The 26,889-nt window shown below is 67.4% G+C and carries 24 protein-coding genes and 1 pseudogene; 14 read left to right on the forward strand and 11 right to left on the reverse strand.

All coding sequences use genetic code 11. The annotated features are described in order from the left end of the window. Nucleotides 1-67 precede the first annotated feature (67 nt). Nucleotides 68-1,036, forward strand: coding sequence for a glycosyltransferase family 9 protein (locus tag EG854_RS03140; protein WP_123286283.1), 969 nt, complete (start codon nt 68-70; stop codon nt 1,034-1,036). A 123-nt stretch (nt 1,037-1,159) separates the two neighbouring features. Beyond that, a complete protein-coding gene (infC, locus tag EG854_RS03145; RefSeq protein WP_123286284.1) occupies nt 1,160-1,681 on the forward strand; it encodes a translation initiation factor IF-3 in 522 nt (173 codons plus the stop codon). Between the two features lie 102 nt (nt 1,682-1,783). Here the strand turns inward: infC and EG854_RS03150 are convergent, their stop codons facing one another. After that, nucleotides 1,784-3,088, reverse strand: coding sequence for a Y-family DNA polymerase (locus EG854_RS03150; protein WP_123286285.1), 1,305 nt, complete (start codon nt 3,086-3,088; stop codon nt 1,784-1,786). Between the two features lie 209 nt (nt 3,089-3,297). On the opposite strand from EG854_RS03150, the gene rpmI reads away from it, so the two are divergent. The 3 genes from rpmI to EG854_RS03165 all read left to right on the forward strand — a co-directional run bounded on the left by rpmI (nt 3,298) and on the right by EG854_RS03165 (nt 4,319). Next, nucleotides 3,298-3,495 (forward strand): 50S ribosomal protein L35, encoded by a 198-nt coding sequence (gene rpmI / locus EG854_RS03155; protein WP_123286286.1) that lies wholly within the window; start codon nt 3,298-3,300, stop codon nt 3,493-3,495. Between the two features lie 114 nt (nt 3,496-3,609). Continuing rightward, a complete protein-coding gene (gene rplT / locus EG854_RS03160) occupies nt 3,610-3,963 on the forward strand; it encodes a 50S ribosomal protein L20 (RefSeq protein WP_123286287.1) in 354 nt (117 codons plus the stop codon). Between the two features lie 131 nt (nt 3,964-4,094). Further along, a complete protein-coding gene (locus EG854_RS03165; protein WP_123286288.1) occupies nt 4,095-4,319 on the forward strand; it encodes a dodecin family protein in 225 nt (74 codons plus the stop codon). On the opposite strand, the gene EG854_RS03170 is transcribed toward EG854_RS03165, so the two are convergent. Then, nucleotides 4,302-5,900, reverse strand: a complete 1,599-nt coding sequence (locus EG854_RS03170) for a response regulator (protein WP_123286289.1) — start codon at nt 5,898-5,900, stop codon at nt 4,302-4,304. The two genes, EG854_RS03165 and EG854_RS03170, sit on opposite strands and share 18 nt — an antisense overlap. A 222-nt stretch (nt 5,901-6,122) precedes the next feature. On the opposite strand from EG854_RS03170, the gene pheS reads away from it, so the two are divergent. The 5 genes from pheS (at nt 6,123) to EG854_RS03195 (ending at nt 11,233) form a co-directional block, all read left to right on the forward strand. Further along, nucleotides 6,123-7,199, forward strand: a complete 1,077-nt coding sequence (gene pheS / locus EG854_RS03175; RefSeq protein WP_123286290.1) for a phenylalanine--tRNA ligase subunit alpha — start codon at nt 6,123-6,125, stop codon at nt 7,197-7,199. A gap of 22 nt (nt 7,200-7,221) precedes the next feature. Then, the gene (locus EG854_RS03180; protein WP_123286291.1) at nt 7,222-7,674 is read left to right on the forward strand and encodes a hypothetical protein; all 453 of its coding nucleotides are present in this window, start codon (nt 7,222-7,224) and stop codon (nt 7,672-7,674) included. After that, nucleotides 7,671-10,070 (forward strand): phenylalanine--tRNA ligase subunit beta, encoded by a 2,400-nt coding sequence (gene pheT, locus EG854_RS03185; protein WP_123286292.1) that lies wholly within the window; start codon nt 7,671-7,673, stop codon nt 10,068-10,070. Before EG854_RS03180 ends, pheT begins: the two co-directional genes overlap by 4 nt. 95 nt (nt 10,071-10,165) lie before the next feature. Beyond that, on the forward strand, nt 10,166-10,795 hold the full coding sequence (locus EG854_RS03190) for a DUF1134 domain-containing protein (protein WP_123286293.1): 630 nt from the start codon (nt 10,166-10,168) through the stop codon (nt 10,793-10,795). A gap of 240 nt (nt 10,796-11,035) precedes the next feature. After that, a complete protein-coding gene (locus tag EG854_RS03195) occupies nt 11,036-11,233 on the forward strand; it encodes a hypothetical protein (protein WP_123286294.1) in 198 nt (65 codons plus the stop codon). Between the two features lie 551 nt (nt 11,234-11,784). Here EG854_RS03195 and EG854_RS03200 read toward each other — a convergent pair. The 5 genes from EG854_RS03200 to argB all read right to left on the reverse strand — a co-directional run bounded on the left by EG854_RS03200 (nt 11,785) and on the right by argB (nt 16,456). Further along, nucleotides 11,785-12,672 carry an NAD-dependent epimerase/dehydratase family protein gene (locus EG854_RS03200; RefSeq protein WP_123286295.1) on the reverse strand — a complete coding sequence of 296 codons (888 nt, stop codon included), beginning with the start codon at nt 12,670-12,672 and terminating at the stop codon, nt 11,785-11,787. A 14-nt stretch (nt 12,673-12,686) separates the two neighbouring features. Further along, the gene (locus EG854_RS03205) at nt 12,687-13,916 is read right to left on the reverse strand and encodes an NAD-dependent epimerase/dehydratase family protein (protein WP_123286306.1); all 1,230 of its coding nucleotides are present in this window, start codon (nt 13,914-13,916) and stop codon (nt 12,687-12,689) included. Between the two features lie 97 nt (nt 13,917-14,013). Beyond that, on the reverse strand, nt 14,014-14,874 hold the full coding sequence (gene dapD, locus EG854_RS03210) for a 2,3,4,5-tetrahydropyridine-2,6-dicarboxylate N-succinyltransferase (protein WP_123286296.1): 861 nt from the start codon (nt 14,872-14,874) through the stop codon (nt 14,014-14,016). Continuing rightward, nucleotides 14,871-15,533, reverse strand: coding sequence for a pyrimidine 5'-nucleotidase (locus EG854_RS03215; RefSeq protein WP_123286297.1), 663 nt, complete (start codon nt 15,531-15,533; stop codon nt 14,871-14,873). The genes dapD and EG854_RS03215 overlap by 4 nt, the downstream gene beginning before the upstream one ends. Beyond that, nucleotides 15,530-16,456 (reverse strand): acetylglutamate kinase, encoded by a 927-nt coding sequence (gene argB, locus EG854_RS03220; protein ID WP_123286298.1) that lies wholly within the window; start codon nt 16,454-16,456, stop codon nt 15,530-15,532. The genes EG854_RS03215 and argB overlap by 4 nt, the downstream gene beginning before the upstream one ends. Before the next feature lie 181 nt (nt 16,457-16,637). Between argB and EG854_RS03225 the strand changes: the two genes are divergently transcribed. Then, nucleotides 16,638-20,627: a M10 family metallopeptidase C-terminal domain-containing protein gene (locus tag EG854_RS03225; RefSeq protein ID WP_123286299.1), complete on the forward strand. Its 3,990-nt coding sequence runs from the start codon at nt 16,638-16,640 to the stop codon at nt 20,625-20,627. A gap of 98 nt (nt 20,628-20,725) precedes the next feature. Here EG854_RS03225 and EG854_RS03230 read toward each other — a convergent pair whose 3' ends face one another. Continuing rightward, nucleotides 20,726-21,982 carry an FkbM family methyltransferase gene (locus EG854_RS03230; RefSeq protein WP_123286300.1) on the reverse strand — a complete coding sequence of 419 codons (1,257 nt, stop codon included), beginning with the start codon at nt 21,980-21,982 and terminating at the stop codon, nt 20,726-20,728. Nucleotides 21,983-22,119: 137 nt separating this feature from the next. Between EG854_RS03230 and EG854_RS03235 the strand changes: the two genes are divergently transcribed. Further along, the gene (locus EG854_RS03235; RefSeq protein ID WP_123286301.1) at nt 22,120-23,019 is read left to right on the forward strand and encodes an FkbM family methyltransferase; all 900 of its coding nucleotides are present in this window, start codon (nt 22,120-22,122) and stop codon (nt 23,017-23,019) included. A 10-nt stretch (nt 23,020-23,029) separates the two neighbouring features. Here the strand turns inward: EG854_RS03235 and EG854_RS03240 are convergent, their stop codons facing one another. The 3 genes from EG854_RS03240 to EG854_RS03250 form a co-directional block, all read right to left on the reverse strand. Continuing rightward, nucleotides 23,030-23,713, reverse strand: coding sequence for an ABC transporter ATP-binding protein (locus EG854_RS03240; protein WP_123286302.1), 684 nt, complete (start codon nt 23,711-23,713; stop codon nt 23,030-23,032). Beyond that, nucleotides 23,710-24,864, reverse strand: a complete 1,155-nt coding sequence (locus EG854_RS03245; RefSeq protein ID WP_241153106.1) for a KpsE/RkpR family capsule polysaccharide export protein — start codon at nt 24,862-24,864, stop codon at nt 23,710-23,712. Before EG854_RS03245 ends, EG854_RS03240 begins: the two co-directional genes overlap by 4 nt. Nucleotides 24,865-24,931: 67 nt before the next feature. Beyond that, on the reverse strand, nt 24,932-25,738 hold the full coding sequence (locus EG854_RS03250) for an ABC transporter permease (RefSeq protein ID WP_183211123.1): 807 nt from the start codon (nt 25,736-25,738) through the stop codon (nt 24,932-24,934). Nucleotides 25,739-25,866: 128 nt separating this feature from the next. On the opposite strand from EG854_RS03250, the gene EG854_RS03255 reads away from it, so the two are divergent. Then, nucleotides 25,867-26,547, forward strand: a complete 681-nt coding sequence (locus EG854_RS03255; protein WP_123286304.1) for an acylneuraminate cytidylyltransferase family protein — start codon at nt 25,867-25,869, stop codon at nt 26,545-26,547. 146 nt (nt 26,548-26,693) lie between these two features. Further along, nucleotides 26,694-26,889 (forward strand): annotated as a pseudogene (locus EG854_RS03260) (cell envelope biogenesis protein OmpA); the annotation flags it as partial.

Consider the following 26,889-nt stretch of genomic DNA (forward strand, 5'->3'; position numbering starts at 1 on the left):
GCTCCTCTCGCCATGGGTCGCAGACCCTGATAGCCAGACCTGACCCCGGAAGCGAAGACGGAATCGCATGACACCCGCCCCCCAGGTCCTGTTCGTCACCTCCAATCGCATCGGCGACTGCGTGATTTCCTCGGGCGTGATCCGCGAGATCGGGCGACAATTTCCGGGTGCCGCGATCACCGTGGCCTGCGGTCGGCCCCCGGCTCCGTTCTTTCGCGCCGCCCCCGGGGTCGAGCGGATCATCATCCTCGACAAGAAGCCCATGTCCGGACACTGGTTCGACCTGTGGCGTCAGGTGCGGAACACCCGCTGGGACCTGGTGATCGACATCCGGGGCTCGGCCCTCGCCTGGCTGGTGCCCACGAGACGGCGCGTCGTCTACACCCGCCAGTGGGAGACCGGCGTCAGCAAGGTCGAGATGGTCACGCGCTTGACGGGCGCCGATGCCCCGCTGGATCCCGAAATCTTCCTCGACGACACGGCGCGCAGGGAAGCCGCCGCCGTCATCGATCCGCAGCTGGCGGCCGGAACCGGACCCGGTCCGATCATCGCCCTGGCGCCCATCGCCCACCAGCCGGGCAAGTCCTGGCCCGCCGACCGCTGGGGTCAGCTGGTCGAGCGGCTGAAGGCCGACCCCCGCTTTGACGGCTGGCGCTTCATGCCCGTCGGCGGCCCGGGCGACCGGCCCCCTGCCACTCCGGCGCTAGAGGCGGCCGGGGATCGCGGCATCGACTGCGTCGGCAAGGGCGACATCCTGTGCTCGGCTGCGGCCATCGACCGTGCGGCCCTGTTCGTCGGCAATGACTCCGGCCTGATGCATGTCGCGGCGGCTCTCGGTCGGCCGACGCTCGGCCTGTTCGGCCCGACCCAGTGGTGGCTGTATGGCCCATGGGGGCCGAGGACCGCTACCGTGGCCTCCAATGAGACTCGGGGCCAGTTCGCCCCGATCGAGGATCTTACGGTCGATCGTGTCTTTTCTGCCGTGGTTGATCTGTATGAGGCGTGGCCAGAGGGGCGTCCGGGGCCCACGCCTTGAAGATTGGGCCGCGTAGGGTCATATTGCGCTGTCAGGAAACGGGGCGGGTCGCCGCGCGTTTCCGTATGACAGCCGCCAATCTTCTCTCGACCACATAAGGAAACGACGCCCATTCGCCGTCCGATGCAAACTCCGCCCGTCAAGGATGGGCCGCCCATGAATCAGGATATCCGCGCCGCGCGCGTGCTCCTGATCGACCAGAACGGTGAAAAGCAGGGCGTAATGCCTCTGGCGTCCGCGCTGGAAGCCGCCGAAGAAGCCGGCATGGATCTTGTCCAGATCGTCTCGAACGCCGAGACGCCCGTCTGCAAAATCCTCGACTACGGCAAATTCCGCTTCGAGGAGCAGAAGAAGAAGGCCGCGGCGCGCAAGAAGCAGAAGGTCGTCGAGCTCAAGGAAATCAAGCTCCGGCCCAATATCGACACACACGACTATGACGTGAAGGCCAAGGCCATGCACCGCTTCTTCGAGGAGGGCGACAAGGTCAAGGTGACCCTGCGCTTCCGCGGTCGCGAAATGGCCCACCCGGAACTCGGCATGAAACTGCTCAACAAGGTCCAGGCCGATTTTGAGGAAATCGCCAAGGTCGAATATGCCCCGCGTATGGAAGGCCGCCAGATGATCATGATCCTCGCGCCCCGCTAGTTTTCCGACGCGACCGCAAGACATCTGAACGCCCCGGTGCCGCCGCGCCGGGGCGTTTCTGTATGGGCTTGCCTTTCTGAATTCCAATCCGCCGGATGGAGGCTACTCCCGGAATTCTTCATCTTCGGGGATGCGGTTGAAGGCAATCTTGGCGCCCACATAGCTCGGCAAGTCCGCGCGGGGTCCGATGGAGACCGTGTCCTTGCCAAACCGGGCGTTCAACCGGTCCAGCGCCTGCGACAGGAGCAGGGAGCGGGACTGGCCGCCCTGATCCGGCGACCAGCCCAGCAGATCCGGCACAAAGCTGTCTACCGGGCGCAGGTCATGAACGGCCACCCCCACATAGTTGGGCGGGCGGTGCTCGATATCGGCACGTATGCCTTCCCAAAGGCGATCTACGGCCTTCAGCAGGACAAAGCTGTCGCAGGTGGGGGCGAAGGTGCAGCTCAGTGACGCCACGTCGCGTCGCCGGGCCTTTCGCGGGGCGCCGTCGGGCATGTCCACGATCAGGGTCAGGGACCCTCCGGTCAGCTGTAGTCGGCGTAGACGGGCGCCGCATTTGACGGTCAATCGGCGGACGACGGCACGGGCGCCGTCGGGGGTTCGCATGGCCTGGGCCAGAACGTGGCTGTGGCTGATGGAGGCGCGCGGCCGCTCGGGCGGCTCTGCACTGTCAAGTCCGTGCAAGCCCCGCCAGATCCGTTCTCCCTCAATACTGTTCCACAGGCGTCGGACTTCGGCAGCTCCCAGTGCCCACAGCCCGGCCATGTCGTGAATCCCGGCCGCCTGCAGCCGGCGAGTCATGCGTGGCCCTACACCCGGCAGGGCCGAGAGGGGCAGATCCAGCAGTCGCCCGGGCAGTTGGTCGGCACGCAGAACCGTCAGGCCGTCAGGTTTTTGCATGCCACAGGCGGTCTTCGCCAGCAGACGGCTGGGCGCCAGGCCGACCGATGAGCGCAGACAGTCACCCGCCGCCGCCTGGATCCCCGCCTGAACCCGCCGGGCCAACGGGATTGCATTGGCCTCCAGCCGCTGAGGCCCGGTCAATTCACAGGCCGCCTCATCGATCGAGCAAACCTTCCAGATCGGCAGGTGCCTGTCGATTTCGGCCATGATCTGCTTGTGAACGGTGACATAGAGGTCAGGGCGGGCCTCGACCACAGCCAAGCCAGGGCACAGTTTGCGGGCATCCATCACGCGGGTTCCGGTACGAATTCCGAAGGGCCGGGCTTCATAGCTGGCGGCGATCGCGCAGGTGTATTCGGACGGCGCCGGTCGCACGATTACCGGTCGTCCCCGCAGGTCCGGCTGGTATTGCTGCTCGACACTGGCGAAATAGCTGTTCAGGTCCAGAAACAGCCAACGCAGCCCGGCCCCGTCCTCATGGCGATCATCCGGCGTCTTCATGGGTAGAACATACCATGAACAAAATGCTCTCGGGAATGATCCGGTGCAGGAATCCTGCCCTTGCGTTTGGCGGGGCCTTGCCGTATGACCCGCGCCTTCGCGTACCGAACCGCCGGGCGAACAGGCATGCCTGGGCGGTTCCAGAACCCAGTGCGTCCACCCTCCGGACTTTTCAGTCCTAAGACCGGTCGCCGAAAAAGGAATGGAAAATGCCGAAACTGAAGACGAAGTCGGGCGCCAAAAAGCGCTTCAAATTCACTGCGAGCGGCAAGGTCAAGGCCGGTGTGGCAGGCAAGCGTCACCGCTTGATCAGCCATAACTCCAAGTACATCCGCCAGAACCGCGGCACCTCGGTCATGGCCGACGCCGACGCCAAGAAGATCAAGTCCTACATGCCCTACGCCTAGGCGTAGCCGCACAGACCGACTGACTTCATCGCATCGAACGAATTTGAACAGAGGCCCTCAAGCAGCAAGCGACCGCGTCGCGCGCGCTAGGGCCCTTCCGAAGGAAGATATATAATGGCTCGCGTCAAAAGAGGCGTCGTCTCGCACGCCAAGCACAAGAAGGTTCTGAAACAGGCCAAGGGTTTCTACGGCCGTCGCAAGAACACCATCCGGACCGCCAAGGCCGCCGTCGACCGCGCCGGGCAATATGCCTACCGCGACCGCCGCACCAAGAAGCGCAACTTCCGCGCCCTGTGGATCCAGCGCATCAACGCCGCCGCCCGTCTGGAAGGCTTCACCTATTCGCAGTTCATGCACGGCCTGTCGAAGGCCGGCATCGAAATGGACCGCAAGGTTCTGTCCGCGATGGCCGCTGACGAAGCCGGCTTCAAGGCCGTGGCTGACAAGGTTCGCGCCGCCCTGGCCTGACCCTGTCACGCGTGACGATCTGACAGCGCCCGCCTCCTTTCAGGACGGCGGGCGTTTTCATGAGGCGAGGCCGTCACGCAACCGGAAGGGTCCGGTATCGTTTGAAGGGGACACCGAAACAGGAGTGTCCCATGACCGTCGCCCGCGTCACCGAAATCACCTCGTCCTCGACCGTTAGCTTCGAGGACGCCATCAAGAAGGGCATTGCCCGCGCCGACGAAACGCTGGATCAGGTGCGCGGCGCCTGGGTCCAGGAACAGAAGGTCGTCGTCGACAGCGGCCAGATCACCGAATACCGGGTCAACCTGAAGATCACCTTCGTCCTCAAGGACGGTGAATCAAGCCGCGTGGCTTAAGGGCACGCTCATGGCCCGACGGATGGCATCCAGCAGGACGTCGGGCTGAATGGGCTTGGAGACGACGGCGTTCATGCCGGCGGCCAGGTAGGTCCTGGCATCCGCGTCGTCGGCATTGGCCGTCAGCGCCAGAACCGGGACTGAGCCCTTGCCCTCGCCGAGCTGGCGGATGGCTCGTGTCGCCTCCACGCCATCCATCACCGGCATCTTGATGTCCATCAGGACCAGATCGAAGGCACGGTCGCGCACGGCCGCAAGCGCCTCGGCGCCGTTCTCGACGGCCTCAAAGCTGCAACCGAACATTTCCAGCAGCTTGCCGGCCAGGAAGCGATTGGTCGGGTGATCGTCGGCGACCAGTATGTGCAGGGTATCATGGGGGGTCGGTTCCGCCCGGGATTGGCCCGCCGTCAGGTCGTCGGGCGTGGCGGTGTCCAGTTCAATCCGGAAGCTGAAGCGAGCGCCGCCGAACGGCGAGGTTCCGGCCGAGATGGTCCCGCCCATGCGGTCGACGATCTGGCGACAGATGGCGAGGCCCAGACCGGCACCCGCCCCCTCGCGTCCTGCCTCGCCGGTGTTGAAGGGCTGGAAGACCTGATCGATCTTGTCCGCCGGGATCCCGGGGCCGCTATCCTCCACCGCGCCTTCGACCCTTATCCGGTCGCCGAACGGTGCGCCCTTCAGGGTGCAGCTGACCCGCCCGGACGGCGTGAATTTGAGCGCATTGCCGATCAGATTGTTCAACAGCTGCTTGAGCCGGATTTCGTCACACTGGACCCAGGTCGGGTTGTTCCCCTCACAGCGCACGTCCAGCGAAATGGCCTTCTCCTCGGCCCGGGCCTTCCACAGGGCCAGAAGGTCGTCGGCGACGGCGGTCAGGCTGACCGGAGACGGCTCCAGCGTCAGGATACCGGCATTGGCCCGCGACATGTCCAGCGCATCGGTCAACAGGCGCAGCAGGCTCTGTCCCGAATCGAGGATGGTGCGGACGTGGGGCCGGAGATCCTCCTGCGTCAGCTTCCGCTCCATCAGGGCTGCCACCCCAAGGACCCCGTTGAGAGGGGTCCGGATCTCATGACTCATCACGGCGAGGAATTCTGATTTGGCACGACTGGACGCCCGCGCTTCGGCTTCGGCCCGGCTCAGGTTCCGGGCCAGGGCCGCCATTTCATCGGCCCGGCGGCGGGCGAGGGCACTGGCGGCCTGCAGCACCTGCACGCCCGACCCGACCCCGCTGTAGCGGCCCTCTTCCGTGATGATGAAACCGCCCAGCAGACCGCCCAGCTCGGAATCGTTCAGGCTCTGGAACAGGGTGGCGGCGTCCATCGCGCCATCGAACACCAGCGGGCTGGCATCCATCAGCCACGAGACCGGCCTGCGTGCATAGAGGGCGCGTCCGAACTCGGCGGCCATCTTCAGGGTAAAGGCGTGGCGTTCGATCAGGCCGATGGGCCGCCCGTCCCCATCGACCACGCCGATGGCCAGGGTGTTGGGCTCGGTCCGAAAGCGTTCGAACGCATCGGATCCGCAGACGTCGGGCCCGACCGGCTCGGCAATGACGCGATAGTCCCTGATCCGGGCCATACAGAACGCTCCTGACTTCCGGGCGCAGCCTTGGCGGCAATCCCTTAAGGATGGCTTTTTCGAATTCGAAGATTTTGCAACGAAATCATAGAGATAAATCCGACTACGGACGTATTCTGCAGATTGGGATCGAGCGGGCCGCTCATGCCGGACACCCGGGACGGCGTCGCCGGTGCCTTTCGGGGTGACGAACGGCTTTCGTCTCGCTAGACGACGGGCGTCATGACAGACCTGAACCAACTGGAACTGGACCTGATCAACGCCATCGGCTCGGCCGAGGGTGTGCAGGCCCTCGAGGACCTTCGCGTCTCCGCCCTCGGCAAGGCCGGGTCGATCTCTGGCCTACTGAAAGGCCTCGGCGCCATGAGCCCGGATGAGCGCCGCACCGAGGGGCCGCGCATCAACGGCCTGCGCGACCGGGTGGCGGCGGCCCTGGCCGCCCGCAAGGCCGAGCTTGCGGCCGCAGAACTGGAGGCCCGGCTGAAGTCCGAGCATCTGGACCTGACCCTGCCGCCCCGTCCGGCCCGGTCTGGCAGCGTCCACGCGACCCTGCAGGTCATGGACGAGATGGTGGCCCTGTTCGCCGACATGGGCTTCTCGGTGGCCGAAGGTCCGGACATCGAGGATGACTTCCATAACTTCACCGCCCTGAACTTTCCGCCCAAGCATCCGGCGCGGGAGATGCACGACACCTTCTTCCTCAGGCCCGACCCGGAAACGGGTGAGCGCAAGGTGCTGCGCACGCACACCAGCCCGGTGCAGATCCGGACCATGATGTCGACGACGCCCCCGATCCGGATCATCGCGCCGGGCCGCACCTTCCGAAAGGACTCCGACGCCACCCACACGCCGATGTTCCATCAGGTCGAGGGGCTGGTGATCGACCGCGACATCCATATGGGCCACCTCAAGTGGACGCTGGAAACCTTCGTCGCCCGCTTCTTCGAGGTCGAGGGCATCGATGCGCGGTTCCGGCCGCACCACTTCCCCTTCACCGAGCCCTCGGCCGAGATGGACATCCGCTGCGACCGCTCGGGCGGCGTGCTGAAGCTGAATGAGGGCGACAGCTGGATGGAGATCCTCGGCTGCGGCATGGTCCACCCCAATGTGCTGCGCACGTGCGGGATCGACCCGGATGAGTACCAGGGCTTTGCCTTCGGCATGGGCGTGGATCGCCTGGCCATGCTGAAGTACGGCATCCCTGACCTGCGTCCCATGTTCGAGGCCGACAGCCGCTGGCTGTCCCACTACGGCTTCTCCGCCTTTTCCGCGCCCAGCCCCGCCGCCGGGCTAAGCTGACCCCGTATCCAGGACCCGTCCCATGAGCACTCCCCCCATCACCAATCCGGCCGGACACGAACTGGTTGAGCGCGACAGCTTCCAGAACGAGGCCATCTGGCTGCCCGCCATGGGTGTCCAGCACCTGAATGCCGGCAAGTTCATGATCGAGGGCAAGACCTTCACCGACTGCCTGATCGAAGGGCCGGCGGTGCTGGGGATCGGCGACGGCGTGCAGTTCGACGGCTGCAACATGGGCTCGGCCACCGACGTCCGGACCCTGCTGCTGACGCCGCGCGGGTCGAAGGCTGCCGGCGTGATCGGGTTCAAGGACTGCCGTTTCCTCCGCTGCCGGTTCACGCAGATCGGCTTCACCGGACCGGAGGACGCGGTGGCGGAGATGGAGCGCGGCCTGCTGAGCGCGCGCGAGATCACCGACAAGGCGGCGCAGGCAGAGCTGAAGGCCAAGGCCGAGGCTGAGGGCAAGGCTTCGTGAAGTTCACCCTCTCCTGGCTGAAGGATCATCTGGATACGACGGCGGACGCCCGGGGCGTGGCCGAGGCCATGACCATGGCCGGGCTGGAGGTCGAGGAGGTCACCGATCCGACGGCGGCGCTGGCGCCCTTCACTGTGGCCCGGATCGTCTCGGCCGAGCGCCACCCCAATGCCGACCGCCTGCAGGTCTGTCAGGTCGAGACCGTGGATGGGCCAAAGGAGATCGTCTGCGGCGCGCCGAACGCGCGGGCGGGACTGGTCACCATCTATGCGCCAATCGGGGCCTGGGTGCCCGGGCTGGGCGTGACCCTGGTCGAGAAGCCGGTGCGCGGCGTGGTCTCGAACGGCATGCTGTGCTCGGCCGCCGAGCTGGAGCTGCCGGGCGACAGCGACGGCATCCTCGACCTGCCCGCAGACCTCGCGGTCGGCACACCGGCGGCCGAGGTGTTCGGGGCCGAGCCGGTCATCGACTTTGAGGTCACCCCCAACCGCCCCGACTGGCTGGGCGTGGACGGCATCGCCCGGGATCTGGCGGCCGCCGGTCTGGGCCGGCTGAAGACCCCCGCCATCGTCCCCGTCGCGGGCCGTTTCGCCTGCCCGGTTTCGATCCGGCTGGAGGCGCCTGGCCTGTGCCCGGTCTTTGCCGGACGGGTGATCCGCGGCGTCACCAACGGCCCCTCGCCCGAGTGGCTGCAGCGGCGGCTGGCGGCCATTGGCCTGCGCTCCATCAACCGGCTGGTCGATGTGACGAACCTGATCGCCTACGACCGAGCCCGGCCGCTGCACGTCTATGACCTCGCCAGCCTGAAGGGCGGGGCGGTGGTCGCGCGGGGCGGGACCGACGGCGAGACCGTGGCCGCGCTGGACGGCAAGACCTATGCGGCCGCCCCAGACATCTGCGTCATCGCCGACGACGACGGCGGACGGGCCATCGGCCTCGGCGGCGTCATGGGCGGCGAGACCACCGGCTGCTCGGACGCAACGACCGACGTCTTCCTCGAGAGCGCCTGGTTCGACCCGTTGGCCACGGCCCAGACCGGGCGGACCCTGGGCATCAGCTCGGACGCCCAGTACCGCTTTGCCCGCCGGGTCGACCCCGGCACAGTGGTGCCCGGCATCGAGCTGGCCACCCGGATGATCCTCGACCTGTGCGGCGGCGAGCCGTCCGAGGTCGTGGTCGCGGGCGAAGCCCCGGCCGCGCCGACAGCCTTTGCCTTTGACCCGGCCCGCGTCGGGCGGCTGACCGGGCTGGACGTCAGCCCCGAGCGCACGGCCGAGGTGCTGACCGCGCTCGGCTTTGCCGTCGAGACCGGCGACCGCTGGACCGTGACCCCGCCCAGCTGGCGCGCCGATGCCCATGGCCCCGCCGATCTGATCGAGGAGGTGGCGCGGATCGTCGGCTATGACGCCCTGCCGTCCACCCCCCTGCCGGATCTGGGAGCCCCCAGCGCCGGCCTGCTGTCGCCGCTGCAGGCCCGGGCGCGCCGGGCCCGCCGCGCGCTGGCCGCCCTGGGCTATGCCGAGGCGGTCACCTGGTCCTTCACCAGCCAGGACATCGCCCGGGCCTTTGGCGGCGGGGACGACCGGCTGCGGGTCGAGAACCCGATCGCCCAGGGGCTCGACTGCATGCGGCCCTCGATCCTGCCGAACCTGATCCAGGCGGCGGCGCGCAATGCCGACCGGGGCCACCCCGATGTGGCCCTGTTCGAGATCGGGCCGGTCTATCGCGACGACAGCCCGACCGGTCAGCGGACGGCCATCACGGTGGTCGTGGCCCCCCATGCCGCCCGTCACTGGAGCGGCGCGGGCGAAGACCCGCTGTTCCAGCTGAAGGGCGACCTGATGCGACTGCTGACCCTGCTGGGCGCCCCGGCGGGCCTGCAGACGGTGCAGGACCCCGAGCGGGCCCCTACCGACGGCTGGTGGCATCCGGGCCGTTCGGCGCGGGTGCAGCTGGGCCCCAAGGCCCTCATCGCCCAGTTCGGCGCCCTGCATCCGGCGACGTTGAAGACGCTGGACGCCGAAAGCCCGATGCTGGGCTTTGAGCTGATCCTCGAGGCCCTGCCGGAACCGCGCGGGGCGAAGACCAAGTCGCGCGGCCCGGCCAATCTGTCGACCCTGATGCCGCTCAGCCGCGACTTTGCCTTTGTGGTCGAGGACCGGATTCCCGCAGGCGATCTGGTCCGGGCGGTGCAGGGGGCCGACAAGGCCCGGATCACCGAGGTCGCCGTCTTTGACGTCTATCGCGGCAAGGGCGTCGAGCCGGGCTTCAAGTCGGTGGCGCTGGAGGTCACCCTCCAGCCCGATCAGGCGACCCTGACCGAGGCCGAGATCGAGGCCCTGTCGGCGAAGATCTTGGCGGCGGCGCAAAAGCTGGGCGCCGCGCTGCGCGCCTGACCGGCGTATGGCAATGTCCCGTTAACCTTGCCGCCGCAAGTCTGACTCAATACCGCGACAGGGTGCACGCCTGTCGCTGCCTGAGGAGATTCGCCATGGACCGTCGCAAGCTGATCCTGACCGGCCTTGCCGCCGCCACCCCGCTGGCGGCCGGCTCGCTGTCGGGCTGTGCCACCTCCCAGCCGGGGCAGGGCCCGACCGGGCCCAGCTATCCGATCCGATCGGACCAGCAGGCGCCCGCCTATACCGCCGAGGAACTGGTGGCCGTCGGCTCGCGCGAGCTGGGCATCGCCGCCGAGGCCATGGGCGGGGCGATCGAACGCATCTTTGCCGATCAGGGCGACCGCCCGACCGCCTATATCGCGGGCGAGGAGGGGGCCGGGGCCATGGGCATCGGCGTCCGATACGGGCGCGGGGCGCTGCATATGAAGGACCTCAGCGCTTCACAGGAAATCTTCTGGCAGGGCATTTCGATCGGCTGGGACGTCGGCGGCAATGCCAGCCGCGTCTTTACCCTGATCTATGGGCTGTACTATCCCGACATGATCTATCGCCGCTATCCGGGGGTCGAGGGGTCGGCCTATCTGATCGGCGGCCTCGGCGTGAACTACCAGCAGGCCGACGGCATCATCCTGGCCCCCGTGCGCACCGGCGTCGGCCTGCGCCTCGGCGCCAATGTCGGCACCATGGCCTACAGCCGCCAGCGGAACCTGCTGCCGTTCTAGGGGTGGGGTAGTCGCGCGGGTCTGCGCAAAAATACCGTCTGAACCGTCTGAATGGTCTGACTTGCCGGCCAACGACCGGGCCATGGCCTGGATCTCGGCGACCTGGGCTTCGAGGGCGTCCATGAGGGGGTTGGGTTTCGCCTGCGGTACTGCCCCCTCCACCCCAGCGCTGCGCGCTGCGGTCCCCCTCCCCCGATGGGGGAGGAAAGCCGGTTTCCGGGCCATGTCCAGCAGGGTGCGGTGCAGGCGCAGCCAGCGGCCGGCTTCGGTGGCGTGGCCTTTCAGGATGGCGCGGTTGAGGCGGATCAGGGCGTGGGCGGCCATGTCGGCATAGTCGGGCAGGCCCTGTTCCATCTCGGCGTCCAGATCGACCGGTTCGGGTTCCGGCTGGTCCTGACGGCGCCAGCCTTCGGAGGCGGCGCGGTTGCGCAGGGTTGAGACGCGCATGCCGTAGCGGTCGCAGACGACGGCGGCCGACTCGCCCGCCAGATAGTCGGCCCGGGCGCGGGCCCAGGTCTCGTCCGAGGCGCGGTGATGGCCGGAGCGGGACGGGGCCTCGCGCTCGGCGAAGATGCCGGCGCACTCCTCGTCGATCGAGGCGCGGTCGGGGTCGTATGCAGGATCGTGTCCGGGCCAGTCGTTGGGCCAGTAGCCCTGATCGGTGGGGTTGGGGGCGTGCGGGTCCATGGGGTCCTCCCTGTCTTCAACCGGCCAGTGTGCGGGGGCGGCGAGGTGACGCGGGAAGAATGACGGTCGCGGCGGGCAGGGTGTTGGAAAGGCGAGGGTTTGTTGCCGGAGATGTGCGGGTTGGGGGGCCTAGCTGCGCATTCCTTCTCCCCTTGCGGGAGAAGGTGAGCCGCGGAGTGGCCCGGATGAGGGGGCCGGTGGGGAGAGAATTGACGCGGCCCGGTTAGGCTCAACCCTCCCCCTCATCCGTCAGGCTCCGCCTGACACCTTCTCCCCCGGTGGGGAGAAGGGCCCGGTGGGGCTCAGCCCTCTGCCTTGAGGATCGCCTCTATGCCTTCGCGGTAGCCGGGATAGCGGGGGCGCCAGGTGAGTTCGGCCTTGGCGCGGGCGTTCGAGAGGCGTTTGGAGTCGAGGTAGAAGCGGCGCATGCCCTCGGAGACCGAGGGGTCGGTCCAGTCGACCTCGGGCGGCAGGGGCAGGCCCATACGGCGGGCGGCCCATTCGATGACCTCATCCGCAGGGGAGGGCTGGTCGTCGCACAGCGTGTAGGCACGGCCGGGATGGGGGCGGGCCATGGAGGCGAAAAGGCCCGAAACGACATCATCGACATGGATGCGGTTGAACACCTGACCGGGTTTCCTGACCAGACGGGCGGTGCCGTCGCGCAGCTTGTCGACCGGGGACCGGCCGGGGCCATAGAGGGCGGGCAGGCGGAAGACCTGGACCGTCAGGCCCATGCTCTGGCCGGCTTCCAGCCATTCGGCCTCGGCCCGGACGCGGCGGGCGCCGGTCAGGCTGGAGGCGTGCAGCGGCTCATCCTCAAAGGCCCAGGCGCCGGCGCGGTCGCCATAGACGGCGCTGGAGGAGATGTAGCCGATCCAGTCGGGCCAGGCGCCCGAGGCCGACAGGGCCGGGATCAGCGCCTTGAGGCCGGGACAGCCCGTGGGTTCGGGCGGGGCGGTGACCAGCAGGGTCTGGACCTCGGACACCGCAGTCTGGAGGGCCGTGGCATCCTCCGGATCGACGGCGTGAAAGCCCGCGTCGGTCAGTTGCGCGCGCGTGTCGGGCGAGCGCGAGGTCAGCCAGGCAATGCCGCCCTTCGACAGGACGTCACGGCCGACAGCCTGCCCCAGCCAGCCGCCGCCGAAGATCAGGATCGACGGGGTCTCGCGGGGACGGGGTGCGGTCACGGCAGCCGGTCGGATCAGGCCGTGCGCAGATGGGCGGCGGCGGTGGCCGAGACTACGGGCTCGGTCTTGAGCGCCTCGGCCCGACGGGCATTCCAGCTGGAGACACAGGCGATCTTGGAGGTGTCGGCCCGGTCGGCATAGCGGCGGGCGATCTCGGTCACCTCTTCCATCAGGCCGTGGGCGAGGGTGATGGGCTTGAGGCCCAGATCGCGGAACTGGTCATTGGCGACGACGAGTTCGTTCTCGTCGGCTTCCTGCCGCGGATTGGGGACGTTCTGGACCTCGGCCCCGGCCATTTCGGCCACGGTGAGGGCCAGGTCGCGGACCCGGCGGCTCTCGGTCATCTGGTTGAGGATCTTGACCCGGTCGCCGGTTTTGGGCGGGTTGTTGAGCGCCAGCTCGACGCAGCGGACCGTGTCCTGGATGTGGATGAAGGCGCGGGTCTGGCCGCCGGTGCCGTGCACGGTCAGCGGATAGCCGACGGCGGCCTGCATCAGGAAGCGGTTCAGCACGGTGCCGTAGTCGCCGTCATAGTCGAAGCGGTTGATCAGGCGTTCGTCCTGACGGGTTTCCTCGGTCTGGGTGCCCCAGACGATGCCCTGGTGCAGGTCGGTGATCCGGACGCCGTCGTTCTTGGCGTAGAACTGGAACAGCAGGGCGTCCTGGGTCTTGGTCATATGATAGATGGAGCCGGGGTTCGGCGGGAACAGGATTTCCTGCTCGGCCGGGCCGAAGTCGGTCTCGACCGTGACCTTCAGATAGCCCTCGGGGATGCGCAGGCCGGCGGTGGTGTAGCCATAGACACCCATGGTGCCGAGGTGGGCCAGGTGGACGTCCAGCCCACTCTCGACGATGGCGGCCAGCAAATGGTTGGTGGCGTTCAGATTGTTGTCGACGGTGTAGAGCTTGTGCCGGGCCGACTTCATCGAATAGGGGGCGGCCCGCTGTTCGGCGAAGTGGACGACGCTGTCGGGGGCGAAGTCCTTGATCAGGGCAACCAGGCGGTCGAACTCCTTGCCGACCGTCATATTGACGAAGCCGATGTCCTTGCCGGAGACGGCCTTCCAGGCCTCGATCCGTTCGCCCATCGAGCGGATGGGGGTCAGGGACGAGACCTCCAGCTCATTGTCGATGTTCCGGCGCGACAGATTGTCGACGATCGTCACATCCCAGCCGCGGGCCGACAGGTGCAAGGCCGTGGGCCAGCCACAAAAACCATCGCCCCCGAGAACCAGAACTCGCATCGACATATACTCTCCTGCAATCGCGGACCGGGCCGCCGGGTAATGCCCTAAAGCAAGGGACCGGTGATCCCAAGCCCGAAGGCGTGCGCTGAACGGCTCAGGCGCGCAACAGTTCGTTGACGCCGGTCTTGGCGCGGGTTTGCGCGTCGACCCGCTTGACGATCACAGCACAGTAGAGGCCGGGGCCGCCTTTGGGGTCGGGCAGGGTGCCAGGAACCACGACGGCGTATGCGGGCACCTCGCCGCGGAACACCTCGCCGGTCGCGCGGTCGACAATCTTGGTTGAGGCCGACAGATAGACGCCCATGGCGAGGACCGCGCCCTCGCGGACGATGACGCCCTCGGCCACCTCGGCCCGGGCGCCGATGAAACAGCCGTCCTCGATGATGGTGGGATTGGCCTGAAGGGGCTCCAGCACGCCGCCGATGCCGGCGCCGCCCGACAGGTGCACATTCCTGCCGATCTGGGCGCAGGAGCCGACGGTGGCCCAGGTGTCGACCATGGTGCCCTCTTCAACCCGGGCGCCGATGTTGACGAAGCTGGGCATCAGCACGACGTTGCGGCCGATGAAGGACCCGTGGCGGGCGACGGCGCCGGGCACGGCGCGAAAGCCGGCGGCTTCGAAGCGCGCATCGGTCCAGCCGGCCCATTTGACCGGCACCTTGTCCCAGTATGGCCCGGGGCTGGAGTCGGGGGTGCCGGCGCCGGCGTTGGTCGCCAGGCCCATGCGGACATTGGGGTTGAGGCGGAAGGACAGCAGCACGGCCTTCTTCAGCCATTGATGCGTCGTCCAGGCGCCGTCCGCCTCGCGCGACGCGACGCGCAGGGAGCCGTCGTCGAGACCCGCCAGGGCGTAGTCGACGGCGTCGCGGATCTCGCCCATGGTCGCGGTGGAGACCGAGGCGCGGTCCTCCCACGCCTGTTCGATCACGGATTTGAAGTGGGCGGGGTCGCTCATGCGGCCTCCTTGAGGGCGGTTTCGGTCAGGAATTCGAGCAGGTCGAGGGTGTGGTGATCGACCCAGTCGCCGATCTCATGGCCATGGCCGTCGCCGACCAGCACCGTGGTCATGCCCAGCGCCTTGGCCGGGGCGAGGTTGCGCGGCGTGTCCTCGAAGAAAACGGCGCCCTCGGCCTCGAGGGCGTGGGCGGCCAGAAAGCGGCGGAAGGTGGCGGGCGCGGGCTTGGGCACCAGATCCATGTCCTCGATGGCATGAACGCCCTCGAAGGCGTCGGTGATGCCGATGCGCTCGAGCACGCGGGCGGCGTGATAGCGGGCGCCATTGGTCAGGACGAAGCGGCGGCCGGGCAGGCGGCGCAGCGCGGCGTCCAGATCCGGATTGGGCTCCAGCGAATCCAGCGGCACATCGTGGACCTCGTGGAGAAAGGCCTCGGGGTCGACGGCATAGTTGGCCATCAGCCCGGCCAGGGTGGTGCCATGCTCGTTGAGGAACTGCTTTTGCAGCACGCGGGCCTCGCCCTCGGGCAGGCCGACGGCAGCCATCATGAAGGTGTTGATCCGCTCCTGCACCAGCCGCATGACGCCCTGTTCGCGCGGATACAGGGTGTCGTCCATATCGAAGATCCAGACGCGGGCGCGGGAGAGCTCGACGCTCATTGCGCGCGCACCAGGGTGCCGGCGCCGTGCTCGGTGAACAGTTCGACCAGCATGGCGTGCGGGCGGCGTCCGTCGAGGATGACCACGGCCTCGACGCCCTCGCGGATGGCGGCCATGGCGGTCTGGAGCTTGGGGATCATGCCGCCCGAGGCGGTGCCGTCAGCGATCAGGGCCTCGGCCTCGGCGAGGGTCATCTGGCGGATGATCTGGCCGTCCTTGCCCTTGACCCCTTCGACGTCGGTGAGCAGCAGCATGCGTTTGGCGTTCAGGGCGCCGGCGATGGCACCGGCGACCGTGTCTGCATTGACGTTATAGGTCAGCCCGTCCTCGGCCACGCCGATCGGGGCGACGACCGGCACCCAGTCGGCGTCGGATTCAATCAGGCGAGTGATCAGTTTGGCGTCGACGCGGGTCGGTTCGCCGACGAAGCCCAGGTCGACCTCCTGTTCGATCAGGCTGTCGGGGTCGCGCCTGGTGCGGCGTGTGCGCTCGACGGTCAGCAGGCCGGCATCCTTGCCCGACAGACCGACGCCGCGCACATCGGCCTGTTTGCCGGCGACGGTGATCCAGTGGGCGATCTCCTTGTTGACCGCGCCGGACAGGACCATCTCGGCGACCTGCATGGTGTCGGCATCGGTGACGCGCAGGCCGTCGACGAAGCTGGATTTGACGCCCGCCTTGTCCAGCATGGCGCTGATCTGGGGGCCGCCGCCGTGCACCACGACCGGATTCACCCCCATCAGTTTCAGCAGCACGATGTCGGCAGCGAACTGTCTGGCGACCGCCGTCTCGCCCATGGCGTGGCCGCCGTATTTGATGACGACGGTCTGGCGGTCGTAATTCTGGATATAGGGCAGGGCCTCGGCCAGGGTCTTGGCTGTGGTCCAGGCGCGGTCTTCGGATTGGCGTTCGATCTCATCCATGGTGCGGGCTCACTAGATCGGATCGAGGCGGAACGGAAGCAGGGCGTAGCGGCTCGCGGGCGGCGTGTGGCCCGCATACCCCGGTTCACCGTCAGTTGACCGTCACAGCAGCTGTAACGCTTGTCGTCGGGAATTCCTGCAGTAGGGTGCCTGCTGGATATTCACGCGAGGGGCTTTCCCAATGTTCGACTCTCTGTTCACTGGTCGTCAGGCGACCGCGCTTTCGGTCTACGGCGGCTCCGGCAGTACCGGCCGTTTCGTCGAGGACAGCACCGAAAGCGACGCCTATTCGACCTTCGGCGCCATCTCCAGCTACGGCCTGTGCGGCGGCTGCGGTCGCTTCCACGGCGCCATCGATGTGGGCGATATGGGCGGTGACAGCGGTTATGTGGCAGCCATACTGAACGGCGATGACCGGGGCGGCTTCGGCGACAATGGCAAACCCTCGCTGGGACCGATTGACGCGGGCATCCAGCTGACGCGGGCCAATCTGTTCTGGGGCGGCGCTATCGGCACGGGAACGACTGTTACCTTCGCCTTCCGCGCCACCGAGCCCGGCAGTATGCCCAATGGCACGAGCGGGTTCACGCAATTCACCCAGGCCCAGATCACGGCCACCCTGCTGGCGCTGCAGTCCTGGGCGGATGTCGCGGGCATCACCTTCCAGCAGGTGACTGACGGCGGCACCAACTATTCCAACAATGCCACCATCCTGTTCGGGAACTACTCGTCCGGGGCCGACGGGGCGGCGGCATTCGCCTACCTGCCGGGCAACGCCGCGACCTCCGCGGTCCAGGGCGATGTCTGGATCAACAACAGCCTGAGCTACAACGCCACGCCGGTGCTGAACGCCTATGGCTATCAGGTGCTGACCCACGAAATCGGCCACGCCATCGGCCTGCTGCACCCCGCAGACTACAATGCGGGCGCCGGTGTCAGCATCACCTATGCGGCCCATGCCACCTATTTCGAGGACAGCCGCCAGTATTCGCTGATGAGCTATTTCAGCGAGGAGAACACGGGGGGTGACTTCATCCGCTGGGTCGGGAATTCGGGCTTCCGTCAGTATTCCGCCGCGCCCCTGATGGACGACATCGCCGCCGCCCAGCGTCTGTACGGCGCCAATATGACCACGCGCACCGGCGATACGGTCTATGGCTTCAACTCGAATGCCGGCCAGCCCTGGTTCGCGCCGGACGCCAACGGCACGCTGATCTTTGCCGTCTGGGATGCCGGCGGCAACGACACCTTTGACTTTTCGGGCTACGGCACCAACCAGCTGATCGACCTGCGTCAGGCGGCCTTCTCGAACGTCGGGGACTACATCGGCAATGTCTCGATCGCGCTCGGCGCGGTGATCGAGAACGCCATCGGTGGCTCGGGCAATGACATGATCCGCGGCAACTCGGGCAACAACAGCCTGCGCGGCAACGGCGGCAATGACCAGATCGACGGCGGCCTGGGGATCGATACGGTCGTCTTCTCGGGCAACCGCAGCGCCTATACCATCACCTGGAACGGCCAGATCGGGACGGTGGTCGGGCCCGACGGGACCGACACCATCACCAATGTCGAATTCCTGCAGTTTGCCGACCAGACCATCGCCGCCGCACCGACCGGGGGTCTAGTCGTGTCCGGCGACATCACCAGTGAAACCATCAACGGCACGGCGTTCGGCGATGCCATCAATGGCTTGGGCGGCAATGACACGATCAACGGCCTGGCCGGCAATGACACCCTGGACGGCGGCTTTGGCAACGACATCCTGAACGGCGGCGACGGCGACGACATCCTGATCGGCGGCTTCGGCAACGATACGCTGAACGGGGGCAATGGCTATGACATCGCCGACTATTCGACTGCGGTCGGCGGCATCACGATGAACGGCACCTCCGTGACCGGCGCGGCGGGCAACGATACGCTGAACAGCATTGAGGAGGTCATCGGCTCGACCTTCTCGGATAACCTGACCGGAACTGCCGGCAATGATGTGATCCGCGGCGGCGGCGGCGTCGATGTCATCAATGGCGCGGGCGGCAACGACCGCCTGTACGCCGGGGCCCCGGCCGAGGTTGCGGCCCCGGACGTGATCAAGGCCCAGAGCACGGCCAACACCAATATCGGTGCGGCCGTGTCGCTGACGGGCACCTTTGACCTTCTGGAGAATAGCGACATCGTCAATTCGACGACAATCCCTCATTCGACGGTCCGGGCCACGGTGAACGGAGCGGGTCGGGAATTCTACGCCTTCACCGTCGAGGCGGGCGATCAGGTAACGCTGGATATCGATGGCGCCAGTTTCGATACCGTACTCCGGATTCTGGACGTCAACGGGGCGCAGTTGGCCGTCAATGACGACGCCGCGACCCCGGATGGAGCGTCGACCGACTCGGGCCTGACCTTCACCTTCAGCGCGGCCGGAACCTACTATATCGAGGTGTCCCAGTGGGCGGCCGGCGCCGGCGCCTCGCTGGTGACCAGCACCCCGCCTGCCAATGGCACCTATACGCTGCACGTTTCGGTTCCCAGTGCCCCGGCCGTGCCGCTGACCCTGCAGGGTTCGACCCTGGACGGCGGGGCCGGCGATGACGAGCTGTTTGGCGGTGCCGGTCCGGACCGGATGTATGGCGGCACCGGCAACGATACCTTCCACGTCGATGGACAGCAGGACATCGTCTTCGAGAATGCGGGTGAGGGCTATGACACGGTCGTGTCGTCGGGCAGCTTCTACCTCTACGACAATATCGAGGCGCTGACGCTGTCGGGCACGGGCAACTTCTTCGGCGTCGGCAATGCGCTGGATAACGTCATGACGGGCAATGCGGGCGAGAACCTGCTTCTGGGCGGTGCGGGCAATGACACCATCCACGGGGGGGCGGGCAATGACAGTCTGTTCGGCGAGGCGGGGAACGACACCCTGCATGGCGGCGCGGGCATCGATTATCTGGTCGGCGGTGCGGGCAATGACGTCCTGTTCGGCGACGGGGATGCGGACGCCCTTTATGGCGAGGACGGCGATGACGTCCTGTGGGGGGGCAGCACCTTCCACACCGACATCCTGGTCGGCGGCGCCGGCAATGACATCCTGCGCGGCGACAGCGGCCTGGCCGACTATGACTTGATGGACGGGGGCTCGGGCGACGACATCTACTGGGTCGACACGGGCGATGATCTGACGTTCGAGGCGGCCGGGGGCGGTAATGACACCGTCTATGCCGATGTGAGGGTCGCCAATGCCGGCGTCTATCTGTACGCCAATGTCGAGAATCTGGTGCTGGTCGGAACCACGGCCTTCGGGGTCGGCAACGAGCTCAACAATCTGATGATCGGCAGCGGCTCGGGCAACTATCTGCTGGGCGGCGCGGGCGATGATGTGCTGGACGGTCGCGGCGGCAATGATGTGCTGTTCGGTGAGGCCGGTAATGATGTGTTCGTCTTCCAGCCCGGCACGGGCGGCGATGTGATCGGCGACTTCACGATCGGCCAGGACCGGATCGACCTCAAGGCCTTCGGCTTTGCCAACTTCGCCGATCTGGCGGTCAACTTCAGCCAGGTCGGAGCCGACGGGGCCATCAATCTGGGCAATGGCGACTTCATCGTCCTGCACGGGGTGACCATGGCCAATCTGACGGCGGCCGACTTCATCTTCCCGGGACAGGCCTCTCCGGCCGATGCCCTGGCGGGGATCCTCGCCGCCGACGATGCGCGCTTCGCGGCGCCCGCGCCGGCGCCGACCGAGGGCGAGACCGGGGCCGGGCCGCAGGTCCTGCCGTCGGCGCCCGGAGACCTCGTCTTCGACGGCAAGGCGATCGGGCCCCAGGTCCTGCCGGGTCTTGCGGACGATGACTTCATCATCCCGTCGAAGGACGTCGCCGGGCCGCAGGTCCAGCCGACGGCCGGGGCCGGTCCGGAGACGAAGGATGCCGTCGGACCCCAGGTCCTGCCGGGCCTAGGCGAGGATGACTTCATCCTTGGCAAGGGGGCTCTCGACACGACCCCGCAGGTGCTACCCGGTGCGGACGAACTGGCCGACACCGATGCCCTGCCCGACGGGGTCGCCCTCAAGATGGCGATCTGGGCCGAGCAGGGGCACAACCTCTTCCTGCCCGACACCCCGGGTGCCGAGCCGGTCGACCCCCTCAACCCGAACCACGACTGGGGCTGGGCCTAGGGACACCCGAGGCGGCCCGGTCGCACCGGGCCGCCTCCCCCGTCCCTCTGCGGGGGATCAATCGCGGCGGCGGCTCTCGGCCCGGTGCGATCCACCGATCAGGCGATCGAACCCCCGGGCGGGGGTTTGCGCGACATGACGACATCGCAGGAGCTGAGCGTCGCCATGCCGGCGGCCGGGATCTCCAGCAGGGTCGAGTCGAACTGGATCCGCCAGAAGCGGAAGCCCATGCCGGACAGCCAGGCCACATAGTCGGGCACATCGGTCCGTGAGCCCATCTGGATGATGTCCCATTCCATGATGACGACGATGTCCCGGCGCTTCAGCAGCCGTTTGGCGCCGCGCAGGATGAGCGGCTCGGAGCCCTCGGCATCCATACGGATCAGGCGTACGTCCTGATCGGCCTCATCATCCAGTCGGGCGGCGGGCACGGTGATCAGCCGGCTGTCAGTGCCGAGGCCACTGGGGTCCGTCGAGAGCGTACCGCCACCCGCGTTGCGCCGGGATACGCCAAAACTCAGCTCCCCCGGGGCATCAGCCGCCGCCTTGGCCACCAGTCGCGCGCGTCCGGCGTAGCCATTGAACTTGATGGAGCGCTCTACGAGCCCCGCGAGGTCCGGATTGGCCTCAAAGCTGAGCAGGCTGCCCTCCTCGCCGATCAGACGGGCCATGGCCAGGGTGTAGACGCCGAAATTGGCCCCGACCTCGATGATGTGATCCCCAGGCCGGACCAGATCGCAAACGGCCTTGTGGATCCAGGACTCCCAGTATCCGCGCGCGATCAGGTGGGCGCCAACCGCTTCATCCAGCGGATCCACATAGACGAAATGGCCGTCGGTCAGCCGCGCAATGCCCATGTCTGCGCTGATCGGGAAATAGCGCTGGGTCTCGACGGGGGCGGGGAGGACGGTGACGGGCACCGGCTCGGGTTCGGGCTCGGGTTCGGGCTCAGGTTCGGGCGCAGGATCGGGATCCGTTTCCGGCTCGCGCGCGGGCGCGGGCATCTCAATGGGTTCAAGCTCGGGCCCGGCAGGAGCGGTGGGGACCTCGACGACGTCCTCGGGCTCTTCCGGGAAGACCTCCATGGGCGTGGCGAACACCCGGCGCACGAGGGCGGGTGTCCAGACGCGGGCGCCGCGGACCGGGCCCCTGCTGAAAGGGACGCGGGACCGGGTCGTCGTCTCGACGTCCGGCGCGGGGCCGAATGGCAGGGATTCCCGAGCCTGCAGGGCCGCCGTCCAGATGCGACGCGTACGGGCCACCCGGCGCGGCGCGCGAACCGTCAGGATGCGGCGCTCCATGTCGGCTCCGAGCACGAGGGCACGAAGTTTCTGCAAGATGGACTGGATCAGCATTCTAACCCCTGAGCGGCGGTCTCCGCCCCGTCGGGGGCAGAGCTAGCAGAGCCCGATGGCCAGAGCCAGCCGGGCAGAACCCTCCCTGCCCCGACCGGGACGGGCCGCAAAGGTTGCGTCCTGAAGGGGTTGGCCGCATGAGACGGACGTCAGTCTTTTCAGCCCAGGACATGGTTGTGGAACCCGCGTCGTCGCCCGAACTGAATCTCCTCGGCCACAATGAGCTTTTGACGGTCGATCGCTGGGCATTGGAGCGGCGCAGCCGGGCGCTGGCCAAGGCTGTCTATCTGGGTGACGGCGTGATGCTGTGCCGCGCCATGGGCCGCTACAAGATGTTCCTGACCGCCCGCGATGTCGGCTTTACGCCGCATCTGCTGATGGACGGCATATGGGAGCCGTGGATGACGCCGATCTTGGCGCAACGGATCAAACCGGGCATGACGGTTGTCGATGCCGGAGCGAACCACGGCTATTTCACCCTGTTGCTGGCGGATCTGGTCGGGCCCGAGGGGCGCGTGGCCGCCATTGAACCTCATCCCCATACGGCCGAGCTGTTGCGCCGGACGGTCGGCGTCAACGGATTCGGCGACCGGACCACCGTGTTCGAGCAGGCGGTCGGCGCCCATGACGACAAGATGCTGACCTTCGAGATGCGCGAGGATGACCCCAAGAACGCGCGCGTTGTCGGCGACGAGCGAGCCGATCATGCCGGCATGACCCGGGTCCGGAGTGGCCGGCTGGACACCCTGTTGGCAGAGTGGCCCAAGGTCGACTTCCTCAAGATCGACGTGGAGGGGGCAGAGGAGGCCGTGCTGGAGGGGGCCTGGCCGTTGATCATCCGCGACCGGCCCGAGATCCTGCTGGAGTTCAACCACGCCCGCTGTTCGGACCCGCTGGGGCTGCTGGAGCGGCTGGTCGGAGTTTATCAGCGACTGCGGACGGTGACCTTTGACAGCCAGCTGGTGCCTGTGACCCGCGCCCAGCTACTGGACAAGGATCAGCCGGAAGACTGGATGCTGTGGCTGTCGCGGCGCTGAGGCGCGCCTCTCAAGCCGCCCTCAGGAAGCCATAGGCCTCGACGGCCTCATGGACATTGTCATAGAGGCGCGCCTGACCGCCCTCGAGGATCAGGGCGCGGTCGCATTCGCGCTCGACCAGATGGGTGTCGTGCGAGGCCATGATGAAGGCGCGGTCGGCGCGGCGGGCGAACAGCTCCTCGCGGCATTTGTCCTGGAAGCGGGCGTCGCCGACGGCCACGACTTCGTCGATCAGATAGCAGTCGAACTCGATGGCCAGCGACAGGCCGAAGGCGAGCCGCGCCCGCATGCCCGAGGAATAGTGTTTGACCGGCTGTTTCAGGGCGCTGCCCAGTTCGGCGAAGTCATCGACGCGGGCCAGCAGATGGTCGAATTCGCGCTCATACAGCCGGGCAAGAAAGCGGATGTTGTCGAGACCCGACAGGCTGCCCTGAAAACCGCCGCCGAAGCCGATCGGCCAGGAGGCGGGCATGCGCCAGCGGACCTGACCGGCGGTCGGGCGCAGCACGCCGCCCAGCACCTTGATCAGGGTCGACTTGCCCTGGCCGTTGCGGCCCAGCAGCGCCAGCCGACCGGTGCGCGACAGGCTGAAGTCGACATCGGCAAAGACCGGCGTGCGGCCGGGGGCCCAGGCCTTGGCCAGTCCGGTGACGATCAGACCCGGATCGTTCGGAGGGGCAGACCCGTCCGTCATCCCTGCTGCCGGTGCTCACGCAGGCCCGACCAGACCAGCCAGCCGACGCCGTACAGCAACAGGCTGCCGATCAGGACGATCAGGATCGACAGCCACCGGCGCGGCAGGATCGCCTCATCGGCGAGGCTGGGGCTGACCACGCGCTGCAGATAGAGGGCCTGACGCCGGGCGTCGCGCTCGGCGGCGAGCAGGGCGGCGGTGGCCTCGGACAGTTGGCGGTCGGCCAGTTCGCGTTCCAGCACCAGATCCTCATAGGCGCTGACGGCGGGTACCAGGGAGGAGGCCGCGCCGGCCAGTTTGGAGCGTTCGGCCGAAATCTGGCGCTCATAGGCGGCGATGCGGTTGTCGAGGCTGGGCAGTTGCGGGCTTTGCGGCGCCTCGGCGGCCAGCTGGGCCCGTTCGGCGCGCAGGCCGGCCAGCGTCGCCGACAGTTCACCGATCAGGCCGGCGCCTTCGGCCGCGACCATGGAGGGGTCGATGAAGCGCTCGCGGTTGCGGAAGGCGACCAGCCGGCGCTGGGCTTCGCTGAGCCGCTCGCGGGCTTCGTCGCGGGACGTTTCGGCCTGGGTGACCGCATCGGCGACCGAGCGGGCGTTCAGCCGGTTGACCAGACCCTCGCCGCCGGTCAGCAGGGCCTCGGCCAGACGTTTCGCGTCGGCGGGACGATAGGCCTCGACGCGGAGGATGCTGATACCGGTGGTGGCGTCATAGCCGACGGTGACAAAGCGCTGGTAGCCCTTGTAGAGGCCCTCGCGGCTACGGCTTTCCCAGGGGCGGGGCCAGCGCGAGAAAATGTCGGCTCCGGGCGGTCCCAGCAGGCGCGACAGGTCCAGCGATCGGTCCAGTTCGGCCACCGCATCGCGCGACCGCATGTAGTCATGGACCGCGAAGGCATCGGTCTGGGTGGCGCTGAGGCCGACGCCCTGCAGGGTCAGGCCGAGGGCATCGGGCTGGGCCTGTCCGGCCTGACGGACGATGAAGCGCGCCTCGGACACATAGCGGGGCGAGGCGATCAGCAGGAAATAGAAGGCCGCCAGCAGGGTCGGCAGGATGACGCAGATCAGGAAAGGCCACGACGGCGCCCAGCGGGGCAGGTCGGGTAGACGCGGGCGCTGCCGGAACGACAGACGGTCAAGGGGGAATTCAGGCACGGGATCAGTCATGACGCGACTGATAACCCGCGAAGGCCGAACAGGCTATCGGTTCGGAGCGTCGCGATCACTCGGCCTCGATCCGGTCGCGGGCCCCGGCGATCAGAAGGAGGCCAAGCAGGTTGAGAACCAGACCCCAGCCGAGGGCATAGAGGCCGTCGTAGTGGGTTTCGACAAAGGGGCCGAAGACCCCCGCCCGGATCATCTCGACCGCATGCGGCAGGGGGATCAGCAGATAGGCGTCGCGCCAGACGGGCGGCACCCAGGAGGCCATGAAGAAGGCCCCCGACATGGGGATCAGGGCATAGGTCAGCAGCGGCACGATCCGCTCCATGAAGGCAAACCGCTGGGCCAGCGCGCTGAAGATCAGAGCCAGCCCCAGGCCGAGGAAGGCCAGCAGCAACCAGCCGCCGAACACCAGGCTCCAGTCGTGCGGGGGGGAGACCTCGCCGAGGAACCCCAACAACAGATAGACGACCATGAAGGCAGCCGTAGTGCCGAGGAATTCGAGGGCGTTCCGCGCCGCATAGAGGTGCAGGACCGCGATCGTCCGGTGGTGCAGCAGGCCGGTGTTCGCCTGAAGCGCCGACAGGCTGAAGCTGATCTGATGGCGGAGCAGCAGCAGGGCCATATAGCCGGTCATGACCATGGGCCCCAGCCGGATGCCGTGCTCATATTCGGGCCGGATCAGGTTCCACATCAGCACCACGCCGAGGCAGAAGACCAGGGGCTCGCCGATCACCCACAGAAACCCCAGTCCCTCGCGGCCATAGCGGGTGATCAGTTCGCGCAGCATCAGGGCCCGCACGATCGACAGGTGCCTGAGGGGGCCGATCTGGCGCGGCAGGGCCGACGAGGGCGGGGTGGCGGACATGGCGGCAGGATAGGCGGTGGCGGCGGGTAAGCAAGAACCGGGCGCGCAAGACGGATACTGTTAACCGTCCATAAGCCGGCGGGCCCTCACATGGGACCGCGGCGAACGGGCGACGCGCGGAGGGTGCCATGATCGGCGACAGGCGGGTGATCGGCATTATCCCGGCCCGGGCGGGGTCCCGACGCATGATCGGCAAGAACACCCGGATGCTGGCCGGACGACCGATGATCGGCTGGACGCTGGCGGCGGCCCAGGCCTCGCAGGTGCTGGACCGGATCGTGGTGTCCAGCGACGACCCGGCGGTGCTGGATCTGGCGGCCAGGATGGGCTGCCCCGCACCGTTTGTGCGCCCGGCCGCCCTGTCAGGTCCGGAGGCATCGGTGATTGACGCGGTCGAACATGCCCTGGGCGAGGTGGGCGGGGTCTGGGACTATGTCGTACTGCTGCAACCGACCTCGCCACTGCGCCGCGCCACAGATATTGATGCGGCTGTGGCCCTCGCCGAGAAAAGCGGCGCGCCTACCGTGATCAGCGTCTCACCCCTGTCCAAGCCCGCCGCCTTTCACGTGCAGATGCAAGAGGGGGGTCGGCTCCAGTCACCGCCAGACACTCTGGCGGACACGTTTGTGGTCAATGGCGCCGTCTATGTGGCCCGGCCTGAGCGGTTATCGCACGAGCGGACCTTCCGGCCGGAAGGGGCACTGGGCTATGTGATGCCGGTCGAGTGCGGCTGGGATGTCGATACCGCCGATGAGTTCGCGGCCTGCGAGGCCCGGCTACGTGCGGATTCAGGTGCTCAGGCGACCTGAAGCTGTATCTTCGGTATCACGCTGCCACAGTTTAGGCGGTTTTGGAGTCAGATCAGCCTCGACCTGCGCTGCGGGCGCTGTTATTAGAACCGCGAGGCGGCGTGTCCGTCGCACATTTCAACGAAGGCTGCGGAGGGCATTCACCGATGCGTGTTAAGAGTTTTATCCTGGCGTCCAGCGCCGCTGCGGCGCTCGCCCTGGGGGCAGGTGCGGCGTCGGCTGAGCCGAATGGCTGGTATGGCGCGGTAGACGCGGGTTGGCACAAGGCCAACGACGTTTACGGCTTCGACACGGCCCGGCCCAATGGCTATGACTTCGAGGTCAAGGAAGGCTGGGCGGCGT

Origin of the sequence: Brevundimonas halotolerans (genome assembly GCF_003730275.1) — a bacterium.
GTDB classification, from domain to species: Bacteria; Pseudomonadota; Alphaproteobacteria; order Caulobacterales; family Caulobacteraceae; genus Brevundimonas; species Brevundimonas halotolerans.